The organism is Saccharopolyspora rosea (assembly GCF_025643595.1).
Classification (GTDB): domain Bacteria; phylum Actinomycetota; class Actinomycetes; order Mycobacteriales; family Pseudonocardiaceae; genus Saccharopolyspora; species Saccharopolyspora rosea.
On record NZ_CP102826.1, the window covers coordinates 235593 to 255536 of the forward strand.

General features: G+C 71.7%; 20 protein-coding genes and 1 tRNA gene. 9 read left to right on the forward strand and 12 right to left on the reverse strand.

The annotated features are described in order from the left end of the window. Positions 1-289: 289 nt before the first annotated feature. Positions 290-1387, reverse strand: coding sequence for an alpha/beta hydrolase (locus NV263_RS01140; RefSeq protein ID WP_263250480.1), 1098 nt, complete (start codon positions 1385-1387; stop codon positions 290-292). A gap of 305 nt (positions 1388-1692) precedes the next feature. Here NV263_RS01140 and NV263_RS01145 point away from each other — a divergent pair, with 305 nt between their 5' ends. Both NV263_RS01145 and NV263_RS01150 read left to right on the forward strand, forming a co-directional pair. Further along, positions 1693-2244, forward strand: coding sequence for an NADPH-dependent FMN reductase (locus NV263_RS01145; protein ID WP_263250481.1), 552 nt, complete (start codon positions 1693-1695; stop codon positions 2242-2244). Between the two features lie 86 nt (positions 2245-2330). Then, positions 2331-2828, forward strand: coding sequence for a Dps family protein (locus NV263_RS01150; protein ID WP_263253985.1), 498 nt, complete (start codon positions 2331-2333; stop codon positions 2826-2828). 265 nt (positions 2829-3093) lie between these two features. Here the strand turns inward: NV263_RS01150 and NV263_RS01155 are convergent, their stop codons facing one another. Both NV263_RS01155 and NV263_RS01160 read right to left on the reverse strand, forming a co-directional pair. Further along, positions 3094-4155 carry an NADH:flavin oxidoreductase/NADH oxidase gene (locus NV263_RS01155; RefSeq protein ID WP_263250482.1) on the reverse strand — a complete coding sequence of 354 codons (1062 nt, stop codon included), beginning with the start codon at positions 4153-4155 and terminating at the stop codon, positions 3094-3096. 52 nt (positions 4156-4207) lie between these two features. Beyond that, complete coding sequence (locus NV263_RS01160) at positions 4208-4729, reverse strand: TetR/AcrR family transcriptional regulator (RefSeq protein WP_263250483.1); 522 nt, start codon at positions 4727-4729, stop codon at positions 4208-4210. A 68-nt stretch (positions 4730-4797) separates the two neighbouring features. On the opposite strand from NV263_RS01160, the gene NV263_RS01165 reads away from it, so the two are divergent. Further along, positions 4798-5310 (forward strand): GNAT family N-acetyltransferase, encoded by a 513-nt coding sequence (locus NV263_RS01165; RefSeq protein WP_263250484.1) that lies wholly within the window; start codon positions 4798-4800, stop codon positions 5308-5310. A gap of 485 nt (positions 5311-5795) precedes the next feature. Further along, entirely contained in the window at positions 5796-7592 is a 1797-nt protein-coding gene (locus NV263_RS01170) for an ABC transporter ATP-binding protein (protein ID WP_263250485.1), read from the forward strand. Between the two features lie 115 nt (positions 7593-7707). Here the strand turns inward: NV263_RS01170 and NV263_RS01175 are convergent, their stop codons facing one another. Together NV263_RS01175 and NV263_RS01180 are read right to left on the reverse strand one after the other, a co-directional pair. Then, positions 7708-7977 carry a hypothetical protein gene (locus NV263_RS01175; RefSeq protein WP_263250486.1) on the reverse strand — a complete coding sequence of 90 codons (270 nt, stop codon included), beginning with the start codon at positions 7975-7977 and terminating at the stop codon, positions 7708-7710. After that, on the reverse strand, positions 7977-8207 hold the full coding sequence (locus tag NV263_RS01180) for a zinc finger protein (protein WP_263250487.1): 231 nt from the start codon (positions 8205-8207) through the stop codon (positions 7977-7979). Before NV263_RS01180 ends, NV263_RS01175 begins: the two co-directional genes overlap by 1 nt. Positions 8208-8342: 135 nt before the next feature. On the opposite strand from NV263_RS01180, the gene NV263_RS01185 reads away from it, so the two are divergent. Both NV263_RS01185 and NV263_RS01190 read left to right on the forward strand, forming a co-directional pair. Further along, positions 8343-9209, forward strand: a complete 867-nt coding sequence (locus tag NV263_RS01185; protein WP_263250488.1) for a helix-turn-helix domain-containing protein — start codon at positions 8343-8345, stop codon at positions 9207-9209. Further along, the gene (locus NV263_RS01190) at positions 9196-9444 is read left to right on the forward strand and encodes a DUF397 domain-containing protein (RefSeq protein WP_263250489.1); all 249 of its coding nucleotides are present in this window, start codon (positions 9196-9198) and stop codon (positions 9442-9444) included. Before NV263_RS01185 ends, NV263_RS01190 begins: the two co-directional genes overlap by 14 nt. A gap of 6 nt (positions 9445-9450) precedes the next feature. On the opposite strand, the gene NV263_RS01195 is transcribed toward NV263_RS01190, so the two are convergent. Beyond that, entirely contained in the window at positions 9451-11298 is a 1848-nt protein-coding gene (locus NV263_RS01195) for a glycoside hydrolase family 35 protein (protein WP_263250490.1), read from the reverse strand. A 142-nt stretch (positions 11299-11440) separates the two neighbouring features. Here NV263_RS01195 and NV263_RS01200 point away from each other — a divergent pair, with 142 nt between their 5' ends. Both NV263_RS01200 and NV263_RS01205 read left to right on the forward strand, forming a co-directional pair. Beyond that, a complete protein-coding gene (locus NV263_RS01200) occupies positions 11441-12079 on the forward strand; it encodes a class I SAM-dependent methyltransferase (protein ID WP_263250491.1) in 639 nt (212 codons plus the stop codon). After that, positions 12076-12564 (forward strand): DUF1059 domain-containing protein, encoded by a 489-nt coding sequence (locus NV263_RS01205; RefSeq protein WP_263250492.1) that lies wholly within the window; start codon positions 12076-12078, stop codon positions 12562-12564. The genes NV263_RS01200 and NV263_RS01205 overlap by 4 nt, the downstream gene beginning before the upstream one ends. Before the next feature lie 51 nt (positions 12565-12615). Here NV263_RS01205 and NV263_RS01210 read toward each other — a convergent pair whose 3' ends face one another. The 4 genes from NV263_RS01210 to NV263_RS01225 all read right to left on the reverse strand — a co-directional run bounded on the left by NV263_RS01210 (position 12616) and on the right by NV263_RS01225 (position 16095). Continuing rightward, positions 12616-14451: a S9 family peptidase gene (locus NV263_RS01210; protein WP_263250493.1), complete on the reverse strand. Its 1836-nt coding sequence runs from the start codon at positions 14449-14451 to the stop codon at positions 12616-12618. Positions 14452-14549: 98 nt separating this feature from the next. Beyond that, on the reverse strand, positions 14550-14777 hold the full coding sequence (locus NV263_RS01215) for a tautomerase family protein (RefSeq protein WP_263250494.1): 228 nt from the start codon (positions 14775-14777) through the stop codon (positions 14550-14552). Positions 14778-15007: 230 nt separating this feature from the next. Beyond that, a tRNA-Pro gene (locus NV263_RS01220) sits at positions 15008-15081 on the reverse strand. 51 nt (positions 15082-15132) lie between these two features. Then, complete coding sequence (locus NV263_RS01225) at positions 15133-16095, reverse strand: metallophosphoesterase (protein WP_263250495.1); 963 nt, start codon at positions 16093-16095, stop codon at positions 15133-15135. Between the two features lie 81 nt (positions 16096-16176). On the opposite strand from NV263_RS01225, the gene NV263_RS01230 reads away from it, so the two are divergent. Next, positions 16177-16647, forward strand: coding sequence for a GatB/YqeY domain-containing protein (locus NV263_RS01230; RefSeq protein ID WP_263250496.1), 471 nt, complete (start codon positions 16177-16179; stop codon positions 16645-16647). A gap of 7 nt (positions 16648-16654) precedes the next feature. Here NV263_RS01230 and NV263_RS01235 read toward each other — a convergent pair whose 3' ends face one another. Further along, on the reverse strand, positions 16655-17437 hold the full coding sequence (locus NV263_RS01235) for a siderophore-interacting protein (RefSeq protein WP_263253986.1): 783 nt from the start codon (positions 17435-17437) through the stop codon (positions 16655-16657). Positions 17438-17536: 99 nt separating this feature from the next. Then, positions 17537-19855 (reverse strand): penicillin-binding protein, encoded by a 2319-nt coding sequence (locus tag NV263_RS01240; protein ID WP_263253987.1) that lies wholly within the window; start codon positions 19853-19855, stop codon positions 17537-17539. Positions 19856-19944: the final 89 nt, after the last annotated feature.

A 19944-nucleotide genomic window follows, 5' to 3' on the forward strand; every position in this document is an offset into this window, starting at 1 on the left:
CGGGGTGCTCTGCGTGGCGGTGCCGGGAGCGGAACCTCAGCGGCCCGCCCGTCACCCGACCACCACCCCCCACGGAGGCGCTTCGCGCCACGGTCACATCGGCTCCGGGAGCCCCGACATCATGTAGCCCCCCTACACCACGTCGGGGCTGTCCTCGCGAGACGACCGCTGAGAACCCGCGGCGGTGCAGGTTGCGAGACCGCGCACCGAAAGAGAAAGCGGCTTCGCCGCTTGCCATGGTCGCCGGTGACCAGGTTCAAAGATGGGAATCGAGGTCCTGGCCGCCGGGTCAGCCGGGCACGGTGTCCTCGTCGGAGGTGGGGGTCCGGTGCAGGGCGAGCGATGCGCGCAGCGTGCCGACCATCTCGAACAGCGCCTCCTGGAACCGGCCGCCGATCGCGCGCAGGTTCGCGAAACCGTGGACCAGGTCCGGGAACCGGCGGGAGACCACCGGCACGCCCGCCTCGGCGAGGCGTTGCGCGTACGCCTCGCCCTCGTCGCGCAGCGGGTCGAACCCGGCGGTGACGACGTAGGCGGGCGGCAGGCCACTGTGGTCGTCGGCCAGCAGCACCGACACCCGGGGGTCGGCGCGCTGGTCGACGTCGGGCAGGTAGCGGTCGGCGAACCAGTTCACGTCCTCCTCGGTGAGCAGCAGCCCGTTGCCGAACAGCTCGCGCGAGCGGCGTCGCGTGGTGGCGTCGACCGCCGGGTAGAGCAGGAACTGCAGGTTCGGCCGGGGCAGTCCGGCGCGCGTGGCGTGCAGGGCGACCGAGGCGGCCAGGTTGCCGCCCGCGCTGTCCCCGCCCACCGACACCAGCCCCGGCTCGGTGCCCAGCTCGCGCGCGTTGTCCACCGCGTACCGGTAGGCGGCGAGGCAGTCGTCGAACGCGGCCGGGAAGGGGTGCTCGGGCGCGAGGCGGTAGTCCACCGACAGCACGCGGATGCCGGTGTGCAGGGCGAGGAAGCGGCACAGGTCGTCGTGGGTGTCGAGGTCGCCGATCACCCAGCCGCCGCCGTGGAAGAACACCATGAGCTCGCCGGGCTCGGTCAGTTCCCGCGGCCGGTACACCCGGGCGGCCAGCGGGCCGTCCGGCGTCGGGATGCGCCGTTCGGCCACCACGACGCCCGGCAGCGGGGTCCGGCCGAGGAGCTTGGTCGACCGCCGCATGCCCTCCCGGGCGAGCTCCGGGCTCGACGCGGACAACCGGTCCTGCCCGCTGAGCCGTTGCAGCTTGAGCAGCAGTTGGGCGTCGAGCGCCAGTTCCTGGCCGTCCAGCCGGACCGGGCTGCCCGCGATGAGCCGCCGCAGCGGCCTCGGGAGGGCGAAGATGCCGCGCACCGCGGCGGACTCGACGAACGGTTGCACGAGTTCGAGGGCCTTCGACATGGGTGGACCTTCCCGGGTGACGACGGACACGCTGAGGTTACCCGCAAGTAGCGAAGTGCTCGATGTTTTGACCTCCACCGCGCTCCAGGTCGTAGCGTGACCGCTGCCTCCGTCGGGCGACGGGTAGTGCCGTGGCGCGGCTGCGCCTCCGTGGGGGGTGGTGGTCGGGCGACGGGTAGTGCCGTGGCGCGGCTGCGCCTCCGTGGGGGGTGGTGGTCGGGCGACGGGTAGTGCCGTGGCGCGGCTGCGCCTCCGTGGGGGGTGGTGGTCGGGCGACGGGCGGGAACGATGGAAGGATCGGTTGCATGACGGTGTCCGTGGTGGGAATCGGAGGTTCGGTCCGGCCGGACTCCCAGTCCGAGCGCGCGCTGCACGCCGCGCTGGCGGGGGCGCGCGACGCCGGGGCGAAGGTCCACGCGATCACCGGGAGCGACCTCGTCCTGCCGTTCTACGACCCCCAGGTGACCGAGCGCACCACCGCCGCCGTCGAGCTCGTCGAGGCGCTGCGCCGCGCGGACGGTGTGATCCTCGCCTCTCCCGGCTACCACGGCACGATCTCCGGGCTGATCAAGAACGCCCTCGACTACGCCGAGGACCTGCGCCACGACGAGCGCCCCTACCTGGACGGACGGGCGGTGGGCTGCATCGGCACCGCCTACGGCTGGCAGGCCACGGTCACCACGCTCCAGGCGCTGCGCTCGGTGGTGCACGCGCTGCGCGGCTGGCCGACCCCGCTGGGCGGCGCGGTCAACTCCGCCGAGACCCAGTTCGAGCCGGGCGGCGAGTGCGCCGACGAGAAGGTCGCGACGACGCTGCGCACGATCGGTCACCAGGTCGTCGACTTCGCCCGCCGCTGACGGGCATAGCGCCTCGGCATGCGCGGGTAGTCGAGTGGCAGCACCCTCGGGTGGACCGTGCACGCATGAGGGAGGACGAGGCGCTCATGGCCCAGAAGACGGCATCCAAGACGGCCCCGATCACCAGCCCGTTGAGCGATCAGGACCGCGAGATCACCGGCAAGGTCCTGCAGGGCACCCTGCTGGACCTCATCGACCTGCACCTGGTCGCCAAGCAGGCGCACTGGAACGTCATCGGCAAGTTCTTCCGGTCGGTGCACCTGCAGCTCGACGAACTGGTCTCGTCGGCGCGCGGCTTCGCCGACGACGTCGCCGAGCGCGCGGCGGCTCTCGGTGTCTCGCCGGACGGCCGGGCCGCGACGGTCGCCGAGGGTTCGGGGCTGCCGAAGTTCGAGTCGGACTGGCGCGATGACCGCGAGGTCATCGAGGCGATCGTGTCCGCGCTGGAGTCGGTGATCCGGCGGCTGCGCGCCCGCATCGACGAGACCGACAAGACGGACCTGGTCACCCAGGACCTGCTCATCGCCATCGCCCGGGACCTGGAGAAGGCCCACTGGATGTGGCAGGCCCAACTCGCCGACTGACGCACGACACCGCGGCCCCTCCCACCATCCGGGAGGGGCCGCGTTCATGTTCAGCACAGCACTTCAAGTCCGAAGAACCAGACAAGCGGCGCCAGCCGCTTCCTCTTCCGGTGAGTACGCAAGCAACCTGCACCGCCGCGGGTTCTCCGATGAGCACAGCGGCGCGCAGCGCCTCCGTGGGGGCGGTGGTCGGGTGACGGGCGGGCCGCTGAGGTTCCGCCACCGGCACCGCCACCCAAAACGAGTTCGGAGACGAGCCCTCAAATCAAGGCCGGGCGCGCTCGTACTGCTTGGGCCAGAGGTCATCGGCGCGCAACCGGTCGGCGGCGTGCAGCGGCCAGTTCGGGTTGCGCAGCAGCTCGCGGGCGAGCAGGACGGCGTCCGCGGAGCCGGACGAGACGATCTCCTCGGCCTGTTCCGGGGACGTGATCAACCCGACGGCCGCCGTCGGCACCTCGGCCTCCCAGCGGATCTGCCGGGCGAACCGCACCTGGTACCCGGCCCGCACCGGGATCTCGGCGTCCGGCACGGCGCCGCCGGTGGAGGTGTCGACGAGGTCGACGCCCCGGCTGCCGAGCAGGCCGGCCAGCTTGACCGAGTCGTCGCCGGTCCAGCCGCCCTCGGCCCAGTCGGTCGCGGAGATCCGGGCGAACAGCGGCTTGCCCGCGGGCAGCGCCTCGCGGACCGCCTCGGTGATCTCCAGCAGCAGCCGGACGCGGTTGTCGAAGCTGCCGCCGTACTCGTCGGTCCGGTCGTTGACCAGCGGCGAGTAGAACTGGTGCGCCAGGTACCCGTGTGCGAAGTGCAGTTCGACGACGTCGAACCCGGCGGCGTCGGCGCGGCGCGCGGCGGCGGCCCACTGCTCGGGCAGCGCGGCGATCTCGTCGCGGGTCAGCGCCCGGGGCGCGGTCAGGTCGCCGAACGGCTGGTCGGTGGAGCTGACGGTCTGCCAGCCGCCCTCGGACTCGGGCACGCTCGCGCCGCCCTCCCACGGGGCGGCCGTGGACGCCTTGCGCCCGGCGTGCGCGAGCTGGATGCCGGTGGCCGCGCCCTGCTCGTGCACGAAGTCGGTGATGCGCCGCCACGCGGCGACCTGCTCGTCGTTCCAGATCCCGGTGTCACCAGGGCTGATGCGGCCTTCCGGCACGACACCGCTGGCCTCGACGATGACCAGCCCGGCGCCGCCGACGGCGAACCGGCCCAGGTGCACCAGGTGCCAGTCGTTGGGCACGCCGTCGACGGCCGAGTACTGGCACATCGGCGACACCCACGCCCGGTTGCGGATGACGACGTCGCGAATCTTGATCGGTTCGAAGAGATGGCTCACGTGCACCTACGACTTCCGGACCCCGGCGGGCTATTCCGCGGCGTTGGCCATCTCACAGGCTGGGCAGCAGCGCCTCGAAGGCCGCGTCGACGCGCTCGGTCTCCCCGGTCGCCAGCAGGTCGAGCAGCAGTCCGCGCAGTGCCGCGAGCACCAGCGTCGCCTCGGCGTCGGAGCCCCCGAGCACCTGCCGCAGGCGGGGCAGCCACTCGTGCACGCTGATCTCGCCGAACCCGTCCCACGCGTTGTCGGCGTGCAGGGATCTCGCGTAGCTCTCGAAGAAGAACCGGATGACGTTGTGGTGCGCGGGATCGCTCAGCCACCGCCACAGGGCCCGCAGCGCCTCGGTCCGGTCGGTGCAGTCGGCCACCGCCTCGGCGAGCAACTGCGACTGCACCCGGCGGGCGTGCCGGTGCACTTCGCGGATCAGGTTCTCCTTGGAGCCGAAGAAGTACAGCAGCATCCGCGGGCTGGAGCCGACCGCGGCCGCGAGCGGGCGCAGCGACGTCTCGGACAGGCCGTGGTCCGCCGAGTACTCCAGGAGCTTGCCGAGCAGTTCCGCCCGCCGGTCTTGCATGTCTGTTCTCCTGCCGTTCCCGCTGCTAGCGTAGGGGTGAAACAGTTGTTTCACCCCTGGAGCCCACCATGGTCGGGATCAACCTCCGCACCGGCCCCCGCCCCGGGGACCTCGGGACGGTGCTGGCGATGCACGGCGAGTGCTACGCGCGCGAGCACGGTTTCGACGAGCGCTTCGAGGCCCACGTCGCCCACGGCCTCGCCCGGTTCGCCGCCGCGCTCGGTGCAGCGCGCGACGCCCCGGCCGCCCGCGAGCCCGGTCGCCTGTGGCTCGCCGAACGCGACGGCGAGGTGGTCGGCACCATCGCGCTGACCGACGAGGGCGACGACGTCGCTCAACTGCGCTGGTTCCTGGTCGACCCGTCGGCTCGCGGCAGCGGCGTGGGACGGCGGTTGCTGCGCGCCCTGCTGGACCACGCGCGCCGGGAGCGGTTCGCGCGGGTGGTGCTGTGGACGGTGAGCGGCCTGGACGCCGCGGCGCGCCTCTACACCGACGCCGGGTTCCGCCGCGCCGAGCGGCACCCGGTGCGCCAGTGGGGAGCGGAGCTGGACGAACTCCGCTACGACCTCGATCTGGCCTGATACTCCCCGAGCCTGGGAACCGGCTGGGAACCCGTTGCGAGGTGACCGCACGATTCGCGGCGCTCAGGAATCGGCTGCGGACGTTCAGCGAATTTCCAGGGTTCTCTGCGGGAAATCGCGTCGAATCGGCCCGTCGGCCTGCCTAGATTCGGTGGTGTCGACGGCGGAAAGCCGCGGCGGAAACGAAAAGTACCGACTCTGGAGGAAAACATGGGTTTCCCGCTTCCCCTGCCCCCGAAGCACCCGCGTCCGGTTCCCCCGAAGCACCCGCGTCCGCCCTTCCCCGGTGAGCGCCGCTGAAACGAACTGACGAATTCGAGGAGATGATCATGGCTTTCCCGCTTCCGCTCCCGAAGAAGAAGCACCACCCCCGTCCGGCCCCGAAGCCCGCGCCGTTCCCGGCGCCCGCGCCGCGCCGGTGATCGACCGGGAGGGCCCGCGGTCCGCTCGACCGCGGGCCCTCCCGCTCTGCGAGGAGGTCGGAGTTGGCCCAACCGGGAGTGCGCGAGATCTTCCGCCGGTTCTGGCCGTTCCTGCACCGAGACCGGCGAAAACTGCTCGTCGCGGCGGTGTTGTTCGTGGTCGCGGCGGTGATGGAGACGGTCGCGGTGTGGATGTTCAAGGTCCTCACCGACGACGCGCTGACCACCGGGAAGCTGTCCGCGTTCTGGCAGCCGGGGATGACCTGGCTCGGCACGGCCGTGGTGGGCGCCGCGGCGTCCTTCGGCGGTGCGTACCTGACGTCGAGGGCGGCGGAGAAATTCCTGCTGGAACTGCGGGCGCACGTTTTCGACCACGTTCAGGAACTGTCGCCGGACTTCTTCGCGCGGCGCGGCACGGGTGATCTCGTGGCGCGCCTGTCGGGAGACGTCGAATCCGTCGAAAGACTCGTCGGATCCGGGATGCTCGAAACTGTTTCGGCGTTGTTCAGCGTGGTGCTCTACGCGGGCGCCGCGCTGTACCTGAGCTGGGACCTGGCATTGCTGGCCCTGCTGTTGGCCCCGGTTTTCTGGCTGGTCGCCCGGAAGTTCTCGCACCGCATCCGCACGGCGTCCCGGCAGGAGCGCGACGCCAACGGCGCGATCAGCTCCGTGGTGGCCGAGGGGATCGCCAACGTCGAGCTGGTGCAGTCCTGCAACCAGCAGCGCAGCCAGGGCGAGCGGCTGCACCGGGAGTCGTTGCGCTGGTTCGGCGCCAAGCTGGCCGAGGCGCGCCTGTCGGCGCTGTACGCCCCGGTGGTCACGGTGCTGGAGACGGTCTGCGTGCTGCTGATCATCGGTGTCGGCGTGTGGGAGATCTCCGCGCAGCGCATCACCATCGGTGGCCTCATCGCGTTCGCCGCCTACCTCGGCTACCTGTACCAGCCGTTGCAGCAGCTGGGGCAGATCACCATGGCGGTCACCGCGGCCCGCGCGGGTTCGGAGCGGCTGATCGAGCTGATGGACCAGCGCCCGGCGGTGGCGGACACCGGCCGCGCGTCGCTCCCGGCTCGGCGCAGCAGGGGAATCCGGTTCGAGCGCGTCGGTTTCGGCTACCCGGGAGCGGACCGCCCCGCGCTGGCGGACTTCGGTCTCGACGTGCGCCCCGGCGAGTTCGTCCTGGTCACCGGCCCGAGCGGCGCGGGGAAGTCGACGCTGGCCAAGTTGCTGCTGCGGTTCTACGACCCGCACGCGGGACGCGTGCTGCTCGACGACGTCGACCTGCGCGACCTGCCGCTGCGCGCGGTGCGCGACTCGATCGCCCTGGTCCCGCAGGAGGTCGCGATCTTCCACGGCACGGTCGCGGACAACATCGCTTTCGGCGCCCCGGACGCGACGCGCGACGAGATCGTGGCGGCGGCCCGCGAGGCGGACGCCGACGAGTTCGTCCGCCGCCTCCCGGACGGCTACGACACGGTCATCGGCGAACGCGGCGCCCTGCTCTCCGGCGGCCAGCGCCGCCGACTGTCGATCGCCCGCGCGGTGCTGCGCCGCGCCCCGGTGCTGGTACTGGACGAACCGACCAACGGCCTCGATCGCGCGTCGACCCGCCGGGTCGTCGAACCGCTGCGCCGCCTGGCCCGCACCCGCACCACGATCCTGATCAGCCACGACCTGGACCTGGCCGCCGAAGCGGACCGCGTGGTGGTGCTCGACGGCGGCCGAGCGGCGTCCCCGCCGCGCCCGGAGCGGACCGGTTTCGCCGGAGATCTGTTCGGGCCCGACGACGCCCCGACCGTCCGGCTCCGCCCGCCCTGGCTGGCGACCCTGACGAATCCGGGCATCGCCCGGGGCCGCCGCTGACGGGCCGGTCGGCGCGCGGGGGAGGGGAGCGCGCGCCGACCGGCCGGGGTGAGGCGATGCCTCACCGATGCGGACTCGGCGTCCTGGAGTCGGGGGCCGACGCCGAGCCGACGACTCACGGCGGTGGCGGCCATTCCGGCGCGTCCAGCGGTGGTTCCGCCGGTATGTCCGATGTGGACGGTGGTGGTTCCTCGCGGAGCCGGTGCCGACCGCCCCGCTCCCGCTGCCGGGCCTCCTGCTCGACCTGCGCGATGAGCTGCCACACGCTCACCGCGCCTTCCCCGGCTCCGGCGTGCTGCGGCCGCGAACCCCAGGTCCCCGAGTGCATCAACACGCCGCCGACGGCGATGATCAGGCAGCTGAGAGCGGTCCACGCGGCGAACATCAACGCGTCCTCCTGGAAGTCGTCGAGCGGGCGGAGATCCGGTGCGCCTCGGCGTTGCACTCGGGGCAGGTCTCCCACAACCACGCGAGCTGCGAGTTGTCCGCGAGCACGTCCAGCCCGCACAGCGTGCGCACCTCGGCCCCGGTCGGATGCAGGAAAACGCCCTCGGGCCGCGGGTCCAGGCTCGCGTGCCGTGCCCCATCACCGGGAACCCAGTGGAACGGATGCATGAGGACTCCCATCTCAGCCGTCGGATGTCTACGGAGTGATCAGCTTGTGTAGACAGGATCGGTGTCTAGTAGACACTGATCAATTCCACGATCAGGCGAAGTGGCTGGATTTCGGCCGCGACTACGATCTGTCTCGTGCCTGTAGACACCAACGGTGTGACGCCCCGAGCCCGCGCACTGTCAGCGGCAATTCGGTCGATCCGGGAGCGCTCGGGTGTGAGCGGACGAGAACTGAGCCGACGACTCGGCCTGAGTCACGGCACCGTCTCGCACTGGGAAACCGGTCGCCGCATCCCGACACCGGAAGACGTCGCGTCCTTGCTGACAGCTGCCGGAATCACCGGTGCCGAGAAGCAACGCGTGATCGAGCTCGCCCGTCACGCCAGCGAACCGAACTGGCTCACCGTGGGCATGCCCGGCATCCCGCAACAGCTCGCGGGTGCGGTGGAGTGCGAGCGCGCAGCCTCCTCGATCGTCGAGTGGGCGCCAATGGGGCTTCCCGGACTGCTTCAAACCGGCGATTACGCCCGGGCGATCGCGGCGGCGAGTGGTTTGCCGTCGTACGAGCTGGAACAGCGCGTCGTTCTTCGACTTGCTCGGCGGGAAGTGCTCACCCGCAGGGACCCGGTTGTGTTCCACGCCTTGGTGGGCGAAGACGCGCTCCGAGACAAGATCGGCACGCCCGAGGTCATGGAGGAACAGCTCCGGTATCTCCTGGAACTGGCGGAGCGCGAGAACATCACCATCCAGATCGTGCCGCCCCGCATCGGCTGGCATCCCGGCATCGCCGGTCCCTTCGTGCTGTACGACTTCCCGGAAGCTCCGTCCGTCGTGCACTTCGAACACTTCAGTTCGGGAGCGTTCGTGCCGGACGAAGATGACGTACTCGCGTACCGGAAAGCCGTGGACAGCATCCGCGCGGTCGCGCTCGGCCAGAAGGACTCGACGAAGCTCATGGCCGAGATCCTCGATGAGTTGGAGAAGATGCATGGAACTTGGTGACTGGCAGAAGGCCAGCTACAGCCAGCCGAACGGCAACTGCATCGAGGTGGCCCGGATCGGCTGGCGGAAGTCCAGCTACTCGTCCCAACCAGTCACCTGCGTCGAAGTCGGTCGCGTCCCCGGCGGCGCGGCCGTCCGGGACAGCAAGGACCCCGATGGCGGCTACTTCACGACCACCCCGACCCAGTGGTCGTCCTTCCTCGCCGCCGTCAAGAACGGCCGCTTCGACGCCTGACCGCGCTCAGCCGAGGTCCGGGTCCGAGCGCAGCTCGATCGTCCTGCCCGGGGTGTGGAGTTCGAGGACGACCACGTCGTTGTCGCCCTTCCTCCACAGTGGACTCGGCGCGTGGAGGGTGCGCTGCGGGCCGAGGTTCCAGTAGCGGCCGAGCAGGAAGCCGTTGAGCCACACCAGACCCTTCTCCCAGCCCGGCAGTGCGAGGAAGCCGTCGGCCGGGTCGGCGATCCGCAGCGTCGCGCGGTGGAACGCCGGTCCGGCCGGGGCGGCGCCCGGTCGGAACCGCAGCGGCGACAGGTCGTCCAGCGGCAGCGGGCGGATCTCCCAGCCGAACAGGGCCTGGGAACCGTGCAGCACGCGGTCGGTGACGCCCTTCGCGTCGGCCAGCCGGTGCCCGTAGTTGATCCGTCCGCCCGTGTCGACCAGCAGGTCCAGCCGCACCGAGTCGCCGGGCACCGGCACCTGGACCGAGCCCTTCGGGTCGTTGCGGTCGAGGGTGCCCAGCGGTGTGCCGTCGGCGAAGACCAGCGCGCGGTCGGCCAGACCTTCCACCCGCACGCCGGCGGTTTCGCGCGGACCGCGGATCTCGGTGCGGTAGTGGATCAGGCCGTGCGGCTGGCCCAGCGCCTCCATGTGCACCGGTGTCGTCCGGCGCACCGGCTTGCTCAGCACGTCGAGCGAGTCGAGCAGGCCCACCGATCCGATCGGCTGCGCGGTCTGCGGCGCCAGGCGCGGCGGGCGCGCGGGCAGCGGCACGTCCGGCAGCGGTTCGTGGCGTCCGATGACCTCGCGGATGCGGTGGAACTTCTCGGTGAGTTCGCCGGCCTCGCCGATCGGGGCGTCGTAGTCGTAGCTGGTGACGGTCGGCTGGTAGCGGTCCTTGGCGTCGTCGTGGTTGGCCCCGGCCCACCACTCGAAGTTCGTGCCGCCGACCGCCATGTACAGCGAGACCGACGCCCCGGCGGCCAGCATCCGGTCGATGTTCGCGGCGGTCTCGGCCGGGTCGGTGGTGTTGTGCTGCTCGCCCCAGTGGTCGAACCAGCCGTCCCAGTACTCGGTGCACCACAGCGGCCCGCGCGGCTGGTAGCGGCGCAGCGCGGCGAACGGTTCGGTCGGGTCGCCGCTGAAGTTCACCGTCGCCAGCTCGTCCGGCAGGTTCCCGCCGCGCAGCATCCACTCCGACGGGCCGTTGGAGCAGTACAGCAAGCTGTCGATCCCGTTGCCGCGCAACGTGTTCCGCAGGTGCTCCAGGTGGGCCAGGTCGTCGCCGTAGCTGCCGTACTCGTTCTCCACCTGGAACGCGATGATCGGCCCGCCCCGGGTGGCCTGCAACGGCGTGAGCTTCGGCAGCAGCGTGCCGAACCACTCGTCGACCAGCTCGCGGTAGGGCGGTTCGTCGCAGCGCAGCGGCATCGTCCGGTCGGCGAGCAGCCAGGCGGGCAGCCCGCCGAAGTCCCACTCGGCGCAGATGTACGGGCCGGGGCGCACGGTCACCTTCAGCCCCGCCTCCGCCGCGGTCTCCACGAACCGCACCACGTCGCGCCAGCCGGAGAAGTCGACCTCGCCGCGCCGGGGTTCGTGGAAGTTCCAGGCGACGTAGGTGTCGACGGTGTTGAGCCCCAGCGCCCGCATCCGGTCCAGCCGGTCCCGCCACTGGTCCGGGTGCGTCCGGAAGTAGTGCATCTCCCCGGCGAGGATCCGGAACGGCTCGCCGTCGAGCAGGAACTCGTCACCGCGCACGGTCAGCCCGCCCGGTCCCGCCTCGGCCAGCACGCGGTTGCCCCCGCCGACCACGCCCAGCACCGCGCCACCCGCCGCCACCGCGCCGAGGAACCCGCGCCGATTGATGCCCATCCCGCCTCCCTGTGACGCCAATTGCGCGAAATCGCACCGATTCTCGCGACTTCGCACACCGGTCGCGCCATTGATGACCGGATCGGAGCAACGGGCCGGAATGCTCTGTCCGCCCGGCGGCGACGGGGCGGATGCTTCGCCAATGGGCACGTTGACGTGCCACTACAAGCGCGCGGGTTCGGAGGCGCCGGACGAGGTCCTGACGCGGTTCCGGACCCTGGCGCGCAGGCACGCCGGGGGTCGCGTCCTGGACATCGGCGCCTACCAGCCGGACGACCTGCTCTGCTACCGGAACCTCGGCTCGCTGGCGCTGGTGGCCGCGGACGCCCGGTTGCTCGCGGAACCGCCGCCCGGCGCCGAGTTCGTCGACACCGGCCTGGAGCGGCTGCCGTTCCCGGCCGGTGCCTTCGACGTCGTGATCTGCCGGTTCGCGCTGTGCGCCACACCGGACCCCTGCCGCGCGGCCCGCGAGATCGCCCGCGTGCTCGGCCGGAACGGGCACGTGCTCTTCCTCGAACACGCACGGGCACCCGGCGTCATCGGCCAGGCGCAGGACCAGGCCCAGCGCATGCTGCACGGGACCCGCCACTGCCGCCTCAACGTCGAGGTGGTGGCGAACTGGCAGCTGGTCGGACTCGTCATGCGCCGCCTCGACTGGTACTGGCCGCCGTGCTACGCGCGGGCACCGCTGGTCCAGGGCGTGGCGACCCACCCCGACCAGCGCTACCGGCAGGAACTGGCGTGGCTGCGCGGCACCGAGATCCCAGGAGGGAAGCCATGACCAGGAAAGTCGTGGACTGCCGCAAGTACCCCAGCGAGATCGGCTGCACGCTGATGCTCGCCGGGGAGGAGGACGAAGTGGTCGAGGCCGCCGCCCAGCACGCGGTGGCGGTGCACCGGCACGAGGACACCCCGGAGCTGCGCGAGACGATCCGGCAGCTCCTGGTGGACGAGGGTGCGGCGGACGGCATGAAGTTCGTCCAGCTCATCGAGTTCCACACCGGCAAGGGCGCGGAGCTGAACCACCTGCTGGACGAGTGGGAGGACGCCACCGGCGGCAAGCGCACCGCCACCCGCGCGGTCCTCACGCGGGACCACGAGCGGCCGGACACCTACTACGAGTTCGTCGAGTTCCCGTCGTACGAGGAGGCCATGCGCAACTCGCGGCTACCCGAAACCGACGAGATCTCCGGCAGGATGCGCGCCCTCTGCGACGAGACGCCCACCTTCCACAACCTCGACGTCGTCCGCTCGGACACCCTCTGAGCGCCGAAGCGGTTCCGCGCGGCACCGACGTCCGCGCGGAACCGCGACGACTCAGCCCAGGCCCACCGCGCGGCGGGCGAAGTGGATCTCCGCCGCCACCTGCCGGAGGGTCTCGGCGACCACGAGCGAGCCGTGCCCGGCGTCGTAGCGGTAGAACTCGAACGGGATCTCCCGCGCACCGAGCCGGTCCAGGTAGTTGAGGATCTGCTGGAGCGGGCAGCGCGGGTCGTTGTCCCCGGCCAGCACCAGCACCGGGGCGCGCACCTGGTCGACGTAGGTCAGCGGCGAGGAGTCGCGGTACACGTCCGGCACGTCCTGCGGCGAACCGCCGAACAGCGCCCGGTCGTAGGCGCGCAGCGGCTCCATCTCGTCGGCGTAGGCCGTGACGTAGTCCGCGACCGGCACGCCCGCGACGCCCGCGGCCCACCGCTCCGGCTGGGTGCCCAGCGCCAGCAGCGTCAGGTAACCGCCCCACGACGCGCCCGCGACGACGCTGAGCGCCGGGGTGGTCAGCCCTTCCTTGACCGCCCAGTCGTGCACGTGCGCGACGTCTTCCAGCTCGGTCAGCCCCGGACGGCCCTCGATCGCGTCCCGCCACTTCGACCCGTACCCGGTCGAACCGCGGTAGTTGATCTCGACCACCGCGAATCCGGCGTCCAACCAGGCCGCCCGGTAGGCGGAGAACCGGTCCTCGTCGGCCGCGTGCGGGCCGCCGTGCAGGTTGAACACGGTCGGCAGCGGTCCCGGTCCGGCGTCCGCCGGCCGCGCCACCAGCGCGTGCACCGTGTCGTTCGGCCCGTACGGCAGCTCGACGAACACGTCCTCGACGGCCTCCGAACCGGGCGCCCGCTCACCGGGCGGCGTGAGCAGCACCCGGTCGTCGCCCTCCCGCGAAACCGTGCGCACCAGCGACGGCGTCGCCGCCGACGACCACACGTACTCCACCGAGTGGTCCGGGCGCACCGACGCGCCGACGACCGTGCCGGGCGGGGTGGGCAGGCCGGTGAGCTCGCCGGTCGCGAGGTCGTAGCGGTGCATCGTGGTCCGCGCGTGGTGGGTGTGCGCGATCAGCAGCGCCGTGCCGTCCGGGAACCAGTCGGCCGAGACCTCCCCGGGCAGGTCCAGCACGATCTCGGTCTCGGTGTCCGCCTCGACGTCCCAGATAAGCAGCTCCTCGCGCCCGCGCCGCTCGTGCAGCACCAGCAGCCGCGGGTCGCCCGGGACGGGCGCGAACTCCAGCGCGTCCAGCCCCTTGCCCGGTCCGTCCCACTTCTCGGCGACCTCGGAGCCGTCGACGCGCAGCACCCGCAGGGCGGGGTGGCGGCTGTCGCCGTGCTCGGAGTGCGAGATCACCAGCATCGACTCGTCCCGCGACATCGCGGACACCCCGCCGTCCTGCTCGTGCTGGTAGAGCACCTGCGGCGGGCCCCCATCGGTGGCCACCCACACCGTGACGCCGTCGTCGGTGGACATGCCCAGGCCGACGACCGAACTGCCGAGTTCCAGCCCGGCCGGGTAGCCCGGGTGCGTGCCGGGCAGCGCGGGCCGCGACTCGCCGGGGTGGAACGGCTCCACGACCCAGCTGCCGAACTCGTCGCCGTCGGTGTCGTCGAACCACCAGATGTGCTCGCCGTCCGCGGACAACGTCCCGTGGAAAGTCCCTTGTGGACGCTCGGTGACCCGGCGGTGGGTGTCCGCGGCGCGGTCCCACGCGTAGATCTCCCACGTGCCGCTGGAGTTCGACAGGTACAGGCTGCGGTCCGACGCGTCCCGCGCCCAGTCCGGCAGCGACACGCGCGGTGCCCGGAACCGCGCCTGCCAGCGCGCCTCGCGTTCCGGATCGTCGAACAGCTTCTCGGGAATCCTGGCCTCAGGGTAGGTGCTCACGCTTCCGATCCTGCCTGATCGCGGGCACCCCGCGCCGCCCGGGAAAGACCGACGGCGCGGACCGGAGCGCACCGGCTTCCCGCTGAACCGGTGGGGCCTCAACCAGCCGCGGCACCCTCGCGCTTCGCCTGGACGTCCTCGGCTGTCAACGCCCTGCCGCCGATCGCCCACGCGCCGCTGGGCGTCTCGGTGATCACGACGTGCGTCGACGGACGCAGTGCTTCACCCTCCACGGCGATCACCGCTTCGGAGACGCTTTCGACCAGCTTCCGCTTCTCCTCGGCGCTGAACACCCCTGCGATGACCTTGATGTCGATGAACGGCATCGGACGGCTCCTCCGTGGTAGTGGATCTCCGCCTGAGCGCTGGGGGCCGCAGAGGCCACCGCAGCGCACGCCCCACTGTCGGTCGCCGCCGCAGCCGTTCTGAAGGGGCGAAGGTCACTGGTGATCGCCGGTCCGTTCTCCCGAACCCGCTGGTGGAACCGGGTCGGTGGACACGAAGAAAGGGCCTGGTCGGAACTCCTCGCGAAGTTCCGACCAGGCCCTCTCGCCTGTCGGGGTGGCGGGATTTGAACCCACGACCTCTTCGACCCGAACGAAGCGCGCTCCCAAGCTGCGCCACACCCCGATCTCGCGGCGGTGAACATCTCGGGCTCTCGTCCGACCGCCGGAAGATAGTCTAGCGGACGTCCCCAGCGCCTCCGAAGGGGGTCCCGCTCATCGCGTTTTCGCTGGTGGGGACGCCATTTTCGGTCCGGGGCAGCAGGGTCAGCAAGGTCGCCTCCGGCGGGCACGCGAAGCGCACCGGCGCGTACGGCGAGGTGCCCAGCCCGGCCGACACGTGCAGGTGCATCCGCTCGCCCCAGGTGGACGCGCCCCGCGCCCGCCCGCGGTCCAGGTCGCAGTTGGTCACCAGCGCCCCGTAGAACGGCAGCCGCAGCTGGCCGCCGTGCGTGTGCCCGGCGAGCACCAGGTCGTAGTCGTCCTCCGCGAACGCGTCCAGCACCCGGGGCTCGGGCGAGTGCGTGACGCCCAACGAGAGCTGCGCGTCCGCCGGGGGAGCGCCCGCGATGGTGTCGTAGCGGTCGCGGTGCAGGTGCGGGTCGTCCAGCCCGGCCACGTGGATCCGGACGCCGGACACCTCCAGCTCGTGCCGCTGGTGCGTCGCGTCCACCCAGCCGCGTTCGGTCATGGCGGCCCGCAGGTCCCGCCACGGCAGCGGGGTCCCGTGGATGCGCTTGGTCTTCGACGCGGGCAGCAGGTAGCGGGCCGGGTTCTTCGGCTTCGGGCCGTAGTAGTCGTTGCTGCCGAACACGAACACGCCCGGCCGGTCCAGCAGCGGACCCAGTGCGCGCAGCGCGGCCGGAACGGCCTGCGGGTGCGCCAGGTTGTCGCCGGTGTTGACCACCAGGTCGGGTTCCAGCTCGTCCAGCGCCGCCACCCACCGCTGCTTCGAGCGCTGGTTCGGCATCATGTGCAGGTCCGAGACGTGCAGCACCCGCAGCGGAGGCGCGTCCGCGGCGAGCACCGGCAGCGTGGCCTGCCGCAGCGTCCAGTGCCGCCGTTCGATCCCGGCCGAGTAAGCGATCGTCCCGGCGCCCAGCGCGCCGGCGGTGAGCAGAGTCCGCCCCAACGTCTTCACCCCACCCACCCTACGGGCGGGCCGAGCGGGGTGGCTCGCTGCCCGCGCACCGCCGTCGGGGCGCGGCGGGATAATCACCTCATGGCCGAGCTCAAGGACAAGCTGCGCGCGGACCTGTCCGCCGCGATGAAGGAACGCGACACCACCGTCACCGGAGTCCTGCGGATGGCCCTGGCCGCCGTCGGCAAGGAGGAGGTCGCGGGCAAGCAGGCGCGTGAACTCACCGACGAGGAGGTGCAGAAGGTCCTGAGCAAGGAGGCCAAGAAGCGCGACGAGGCGGCCGAGGCGTTCGAGTCGGCCGGTCGCGCCGAGCAGGCCGACGCCGAGCGCGGCGAGGCGGAGATCCTGCGCCGCTACCTGCCGCAGCCGCTCGGCGAGGACGAACTAGCCCAGCTGGTCCGCGACGTCGTCGCCGAGGTCTCCGCCGAACTGGGCGAGAAGCCCGGGATGAAGCAGATGGGCCAGGTCATGAAGGCGGTCAACGCCAAGGTCGCCGGCCGCGCCGAGGGCTCCCGGGTCGCCGCCCTGGTCAAGGCCGAACTGTCCGCCTGACGCCTCGTCACCGCCCGGTGTCGCCGCGGCGCCAGTACGCGAGCGCGTACAGCCGGCGGCGTTCCAGGCCCAGCGCGCGTTGGCAGTGCTCGCGCAGCTCGTGCACCGCGTCGGCCTCCGCACCGACCCACACGTGCGGGTTCGGTCCGAGGTCGGCCGCGCGCACCGCGTCGACGAGCAGGGCGCTCGCGCCCGCCGGGACGCCGTCGCGGTGCAGCCAGGTCCAGGTGACGTCCGCGTCCGTGCGCACGTCCTGCTCCTCGGCGGCGTCGGCGACCTCGGCGAACACCCGGACGCGGGTCCCCGCCGGCAGCTCCTCCAGGATCGCCGACATGGCGGGCAGCGCGGTCTCGTCGCCGACCAGCACGAGCGGATCGGCGTCGGGCTGCGGCTGGTAGGCCGGGCTCGGGCCGATGGTGACGATCCGGCCCCCGACCTCGGCGTTCGCCGCCCAGGTGCTGCCGGGCCCGTCGTGGTCGTGCACCACGAAGTCGATCGCGAGCTCCTGCCGCCGCGGGTCGAACCAGCGCACCGTGTAGGTCCGCTGGAGCGGTTGCTGCTCGCGCGGCAGCGCGAAGACCTCGGCCCGGGTGCGGCCCAGCGGCATCGGCTGCCCGGGCTGCGGCAGGCACAGCTTGATCCGCTGGTCGCTGCCGTTGCTGGTGAAGTCGGCCAGCTCCTCGCCCCCGAGCGTGACGCGCACCATGCGCGGGGTGATCCGCTCCACCGCCCGCACCTGGAGCAACCGGTACCGCGACCGGGCCCGCCGCGTGGTGCCACCTGTCTGCATGCTCGTCACGTCCGTCGAGTCTATGGCCGCCCCGCACCGGCGGACCGAGCCCGTGAGAAGCGAAGCGCGGGCTCCCCTCGGGGGAAGCCCGCGCACTGGTCACGGTGGGAACACGCCGGGTGGGATGCCGGGTGGTCGCGGCTGCTCGCCGCCCTGCGCGGGCGGCTTCGGCGGGGGCGGCTGCACCGAGGGCGGCGGCACGTACCCGGTGCTCACCGAGAGCGTGACCGTCTCGCCGGGCAGCGCGACGCCGCGCGGGGTCTGGCTGGTCACCGTGCCCTGCCGCCGCTGGCTGTTCACCGACCGCTGCTCGACCTTGTACCCGGCCTTCTGGAGCTTGTCGGTGGCCGATCCCGCGTCCAGGCCGACGACGTTGGGCACCTGCACGTCGTGCCCGCCGTTGGCGTACCGGTCCGAGGTCGCGGGCAGCGGGAGCACCGGCAGACCCTCGTGGATGACCTTCATCGCGTCGAAGAAGGTGCGCGCGGGCACCTTGCCGCCGTAGATGTTGCCGCCGTTGGCACCGCACAGCCGCGGCGGATCGCTGTCGCAGATGCCCTGCGGCGAGGTGCCGTCGCTGAAGGTCAGCACCGCCCCGGCGAACTGCGGCGTGGCGCCGAGGAACCCGGCGGACTGGTGCGCCTCGGTGGTTCCGGTCTTGGACGCCAGCGGGCGGTTCCAGCCCGCTCCGTTGGCGGCCGCGTAGGCGGTGCCCCCGGCCTGGTCGTCCTGGCTCATGCCGACCGTGAGGGTGTCGGCGAGGGGCTTGTCCACCACCTGCTCGCACGGGTCCTCGGTGATCGACACCGGGTTGCCGTTGCGGTCCTGGATCTGCTCGATCGGGGTGGGCGGGCACCACACCCCGCCGCTCATCAGGGTGGCGGCGACGTTGCTCAGCTCCAGCGGACTGGTGGGCGCGTAGCCGAGCGTGAACGCGCCGATGTTGCGCTGCTTGACCAGATCGGCCTGCGACGGGCCGTTGGCGCCGTTCGGCGACAGCGGGTCGCCGCTGGCGTTCGCGCCGACCAGCGTCTGCCGCATCCCGAGCCGCACCGCCATGTCGACGGTCGGCGCCAGCCCCACCCGTTCCTCCAGGGCGACGAACGCGGTGTTCGGCGAGGTCGCGAGGGCTTTCTGCAGGGTGCGCGGGCCGGGGCTGACGCCTTCGGCGTTGCCCACGGTGTAGGGCCGGGTGCCGTTCTTGAACACCGTCGAGCTGTAGGTGGCGGGCGCCTGGACCGTGTTGTAGATCCCCATGCCCTTCTCCAGCGCCGCCGCCGAGGTGAAGACCTTGTAGATCGACCCGGCGCCGAACTTGGCGATACCGCTGGGCAGCGCGTACGCGGTCTGACCCTTGCTCGCGTCGTTGCCGAAGTCGCGGTTGGCTACCAGCGCCCGCACGCGGTGCTTGTCCCGCCCCGGTTCGACCACGCTCATGACGTTGGCGATGCCCTTGGTCGTCTTCGGGACGCCGCGCTCGGCGGCCTGCTTGGCGGCGCCGGTGGCCTTGGGGTCCAGCGTGGTGCGGATCGTGTAGCCGCCGCGCTTGAGCTGCTCCTCGGAGAACCCGGCGCGTTCCAGGTAGTCGGTCACGTAGCGGCAGAAGAACCCGTCGGACGGGCCCGCGCCGACGCAGCCGTTGGGGATGGAGCCGAGCGGGTGGGCGAGGCCCAGCGGGGCGCGGCGCGCGTCCTCGGCCGCCTGGTGGGTGATCCGGTGCTGGTCCTCCATCGCCTGGATCACCAGGTTGCGCCGGGTCAGCGCCTCCCCGGGGTTGTTCTCGGGGTTCAGCGCGCTGGGGCTGTTGACCATGCCCGCCAGCAACGCGGCCTGCGCGATGGTCAGCTTGTCGGGCGTGGTGTTGAAGTAGGTCCGCGCGGCGGCCGCCACGCCGTACGCCTGGTTCCCGAACGGCACGACGTTGAGGTAGCGGGCCAGGATCTCCTCCTTGCCCAGCTGCTTCTCCAGCTGCAACGCGATCCGGATCTCCCGCAGCTTGCGCGCCGGGGTCTGCTCGATGGCCTTGGCCTGCTTGACCGGGTCGTTGGCGGCGACCACGTGCACCAGGTAGTTCTTCACGTACTGCTGGGTGAGCGTGGACCCGCCCTGCGCGATGCCGCCGGAGACCTGGTTGGTGACCGCGGCGCGCAGCGTGCCCGCCCAGTCGACGCCCTGGTGGTCGAAGAAGCGGCGGTCCTCGATCGCGACGATCGCGGCCTTCATCGTGTCGGCGATCTGGTCCGGCGCCGCGGGCGTCCGGTTCTGGTCGAACAGGTACGCCACCGGTTTTCCGTAGCGATCTGTGATTGTCGTCACAAGTGGTGGGTCCTGCGTCATCAGCTCCGCGGAAATGCTGTTCACCGCGTCGCCGGCGCGGTTGGAGACCACTCCGAGTGACCCCGCGACCGGGAACAGCATGCCGGCTACCAGGACGCCGGCCAGCACACACAGGCCGAAAAGTTTCAGCACCCCATCTCGCACCCGCACTTCGCCAGCGTAAAACCGCC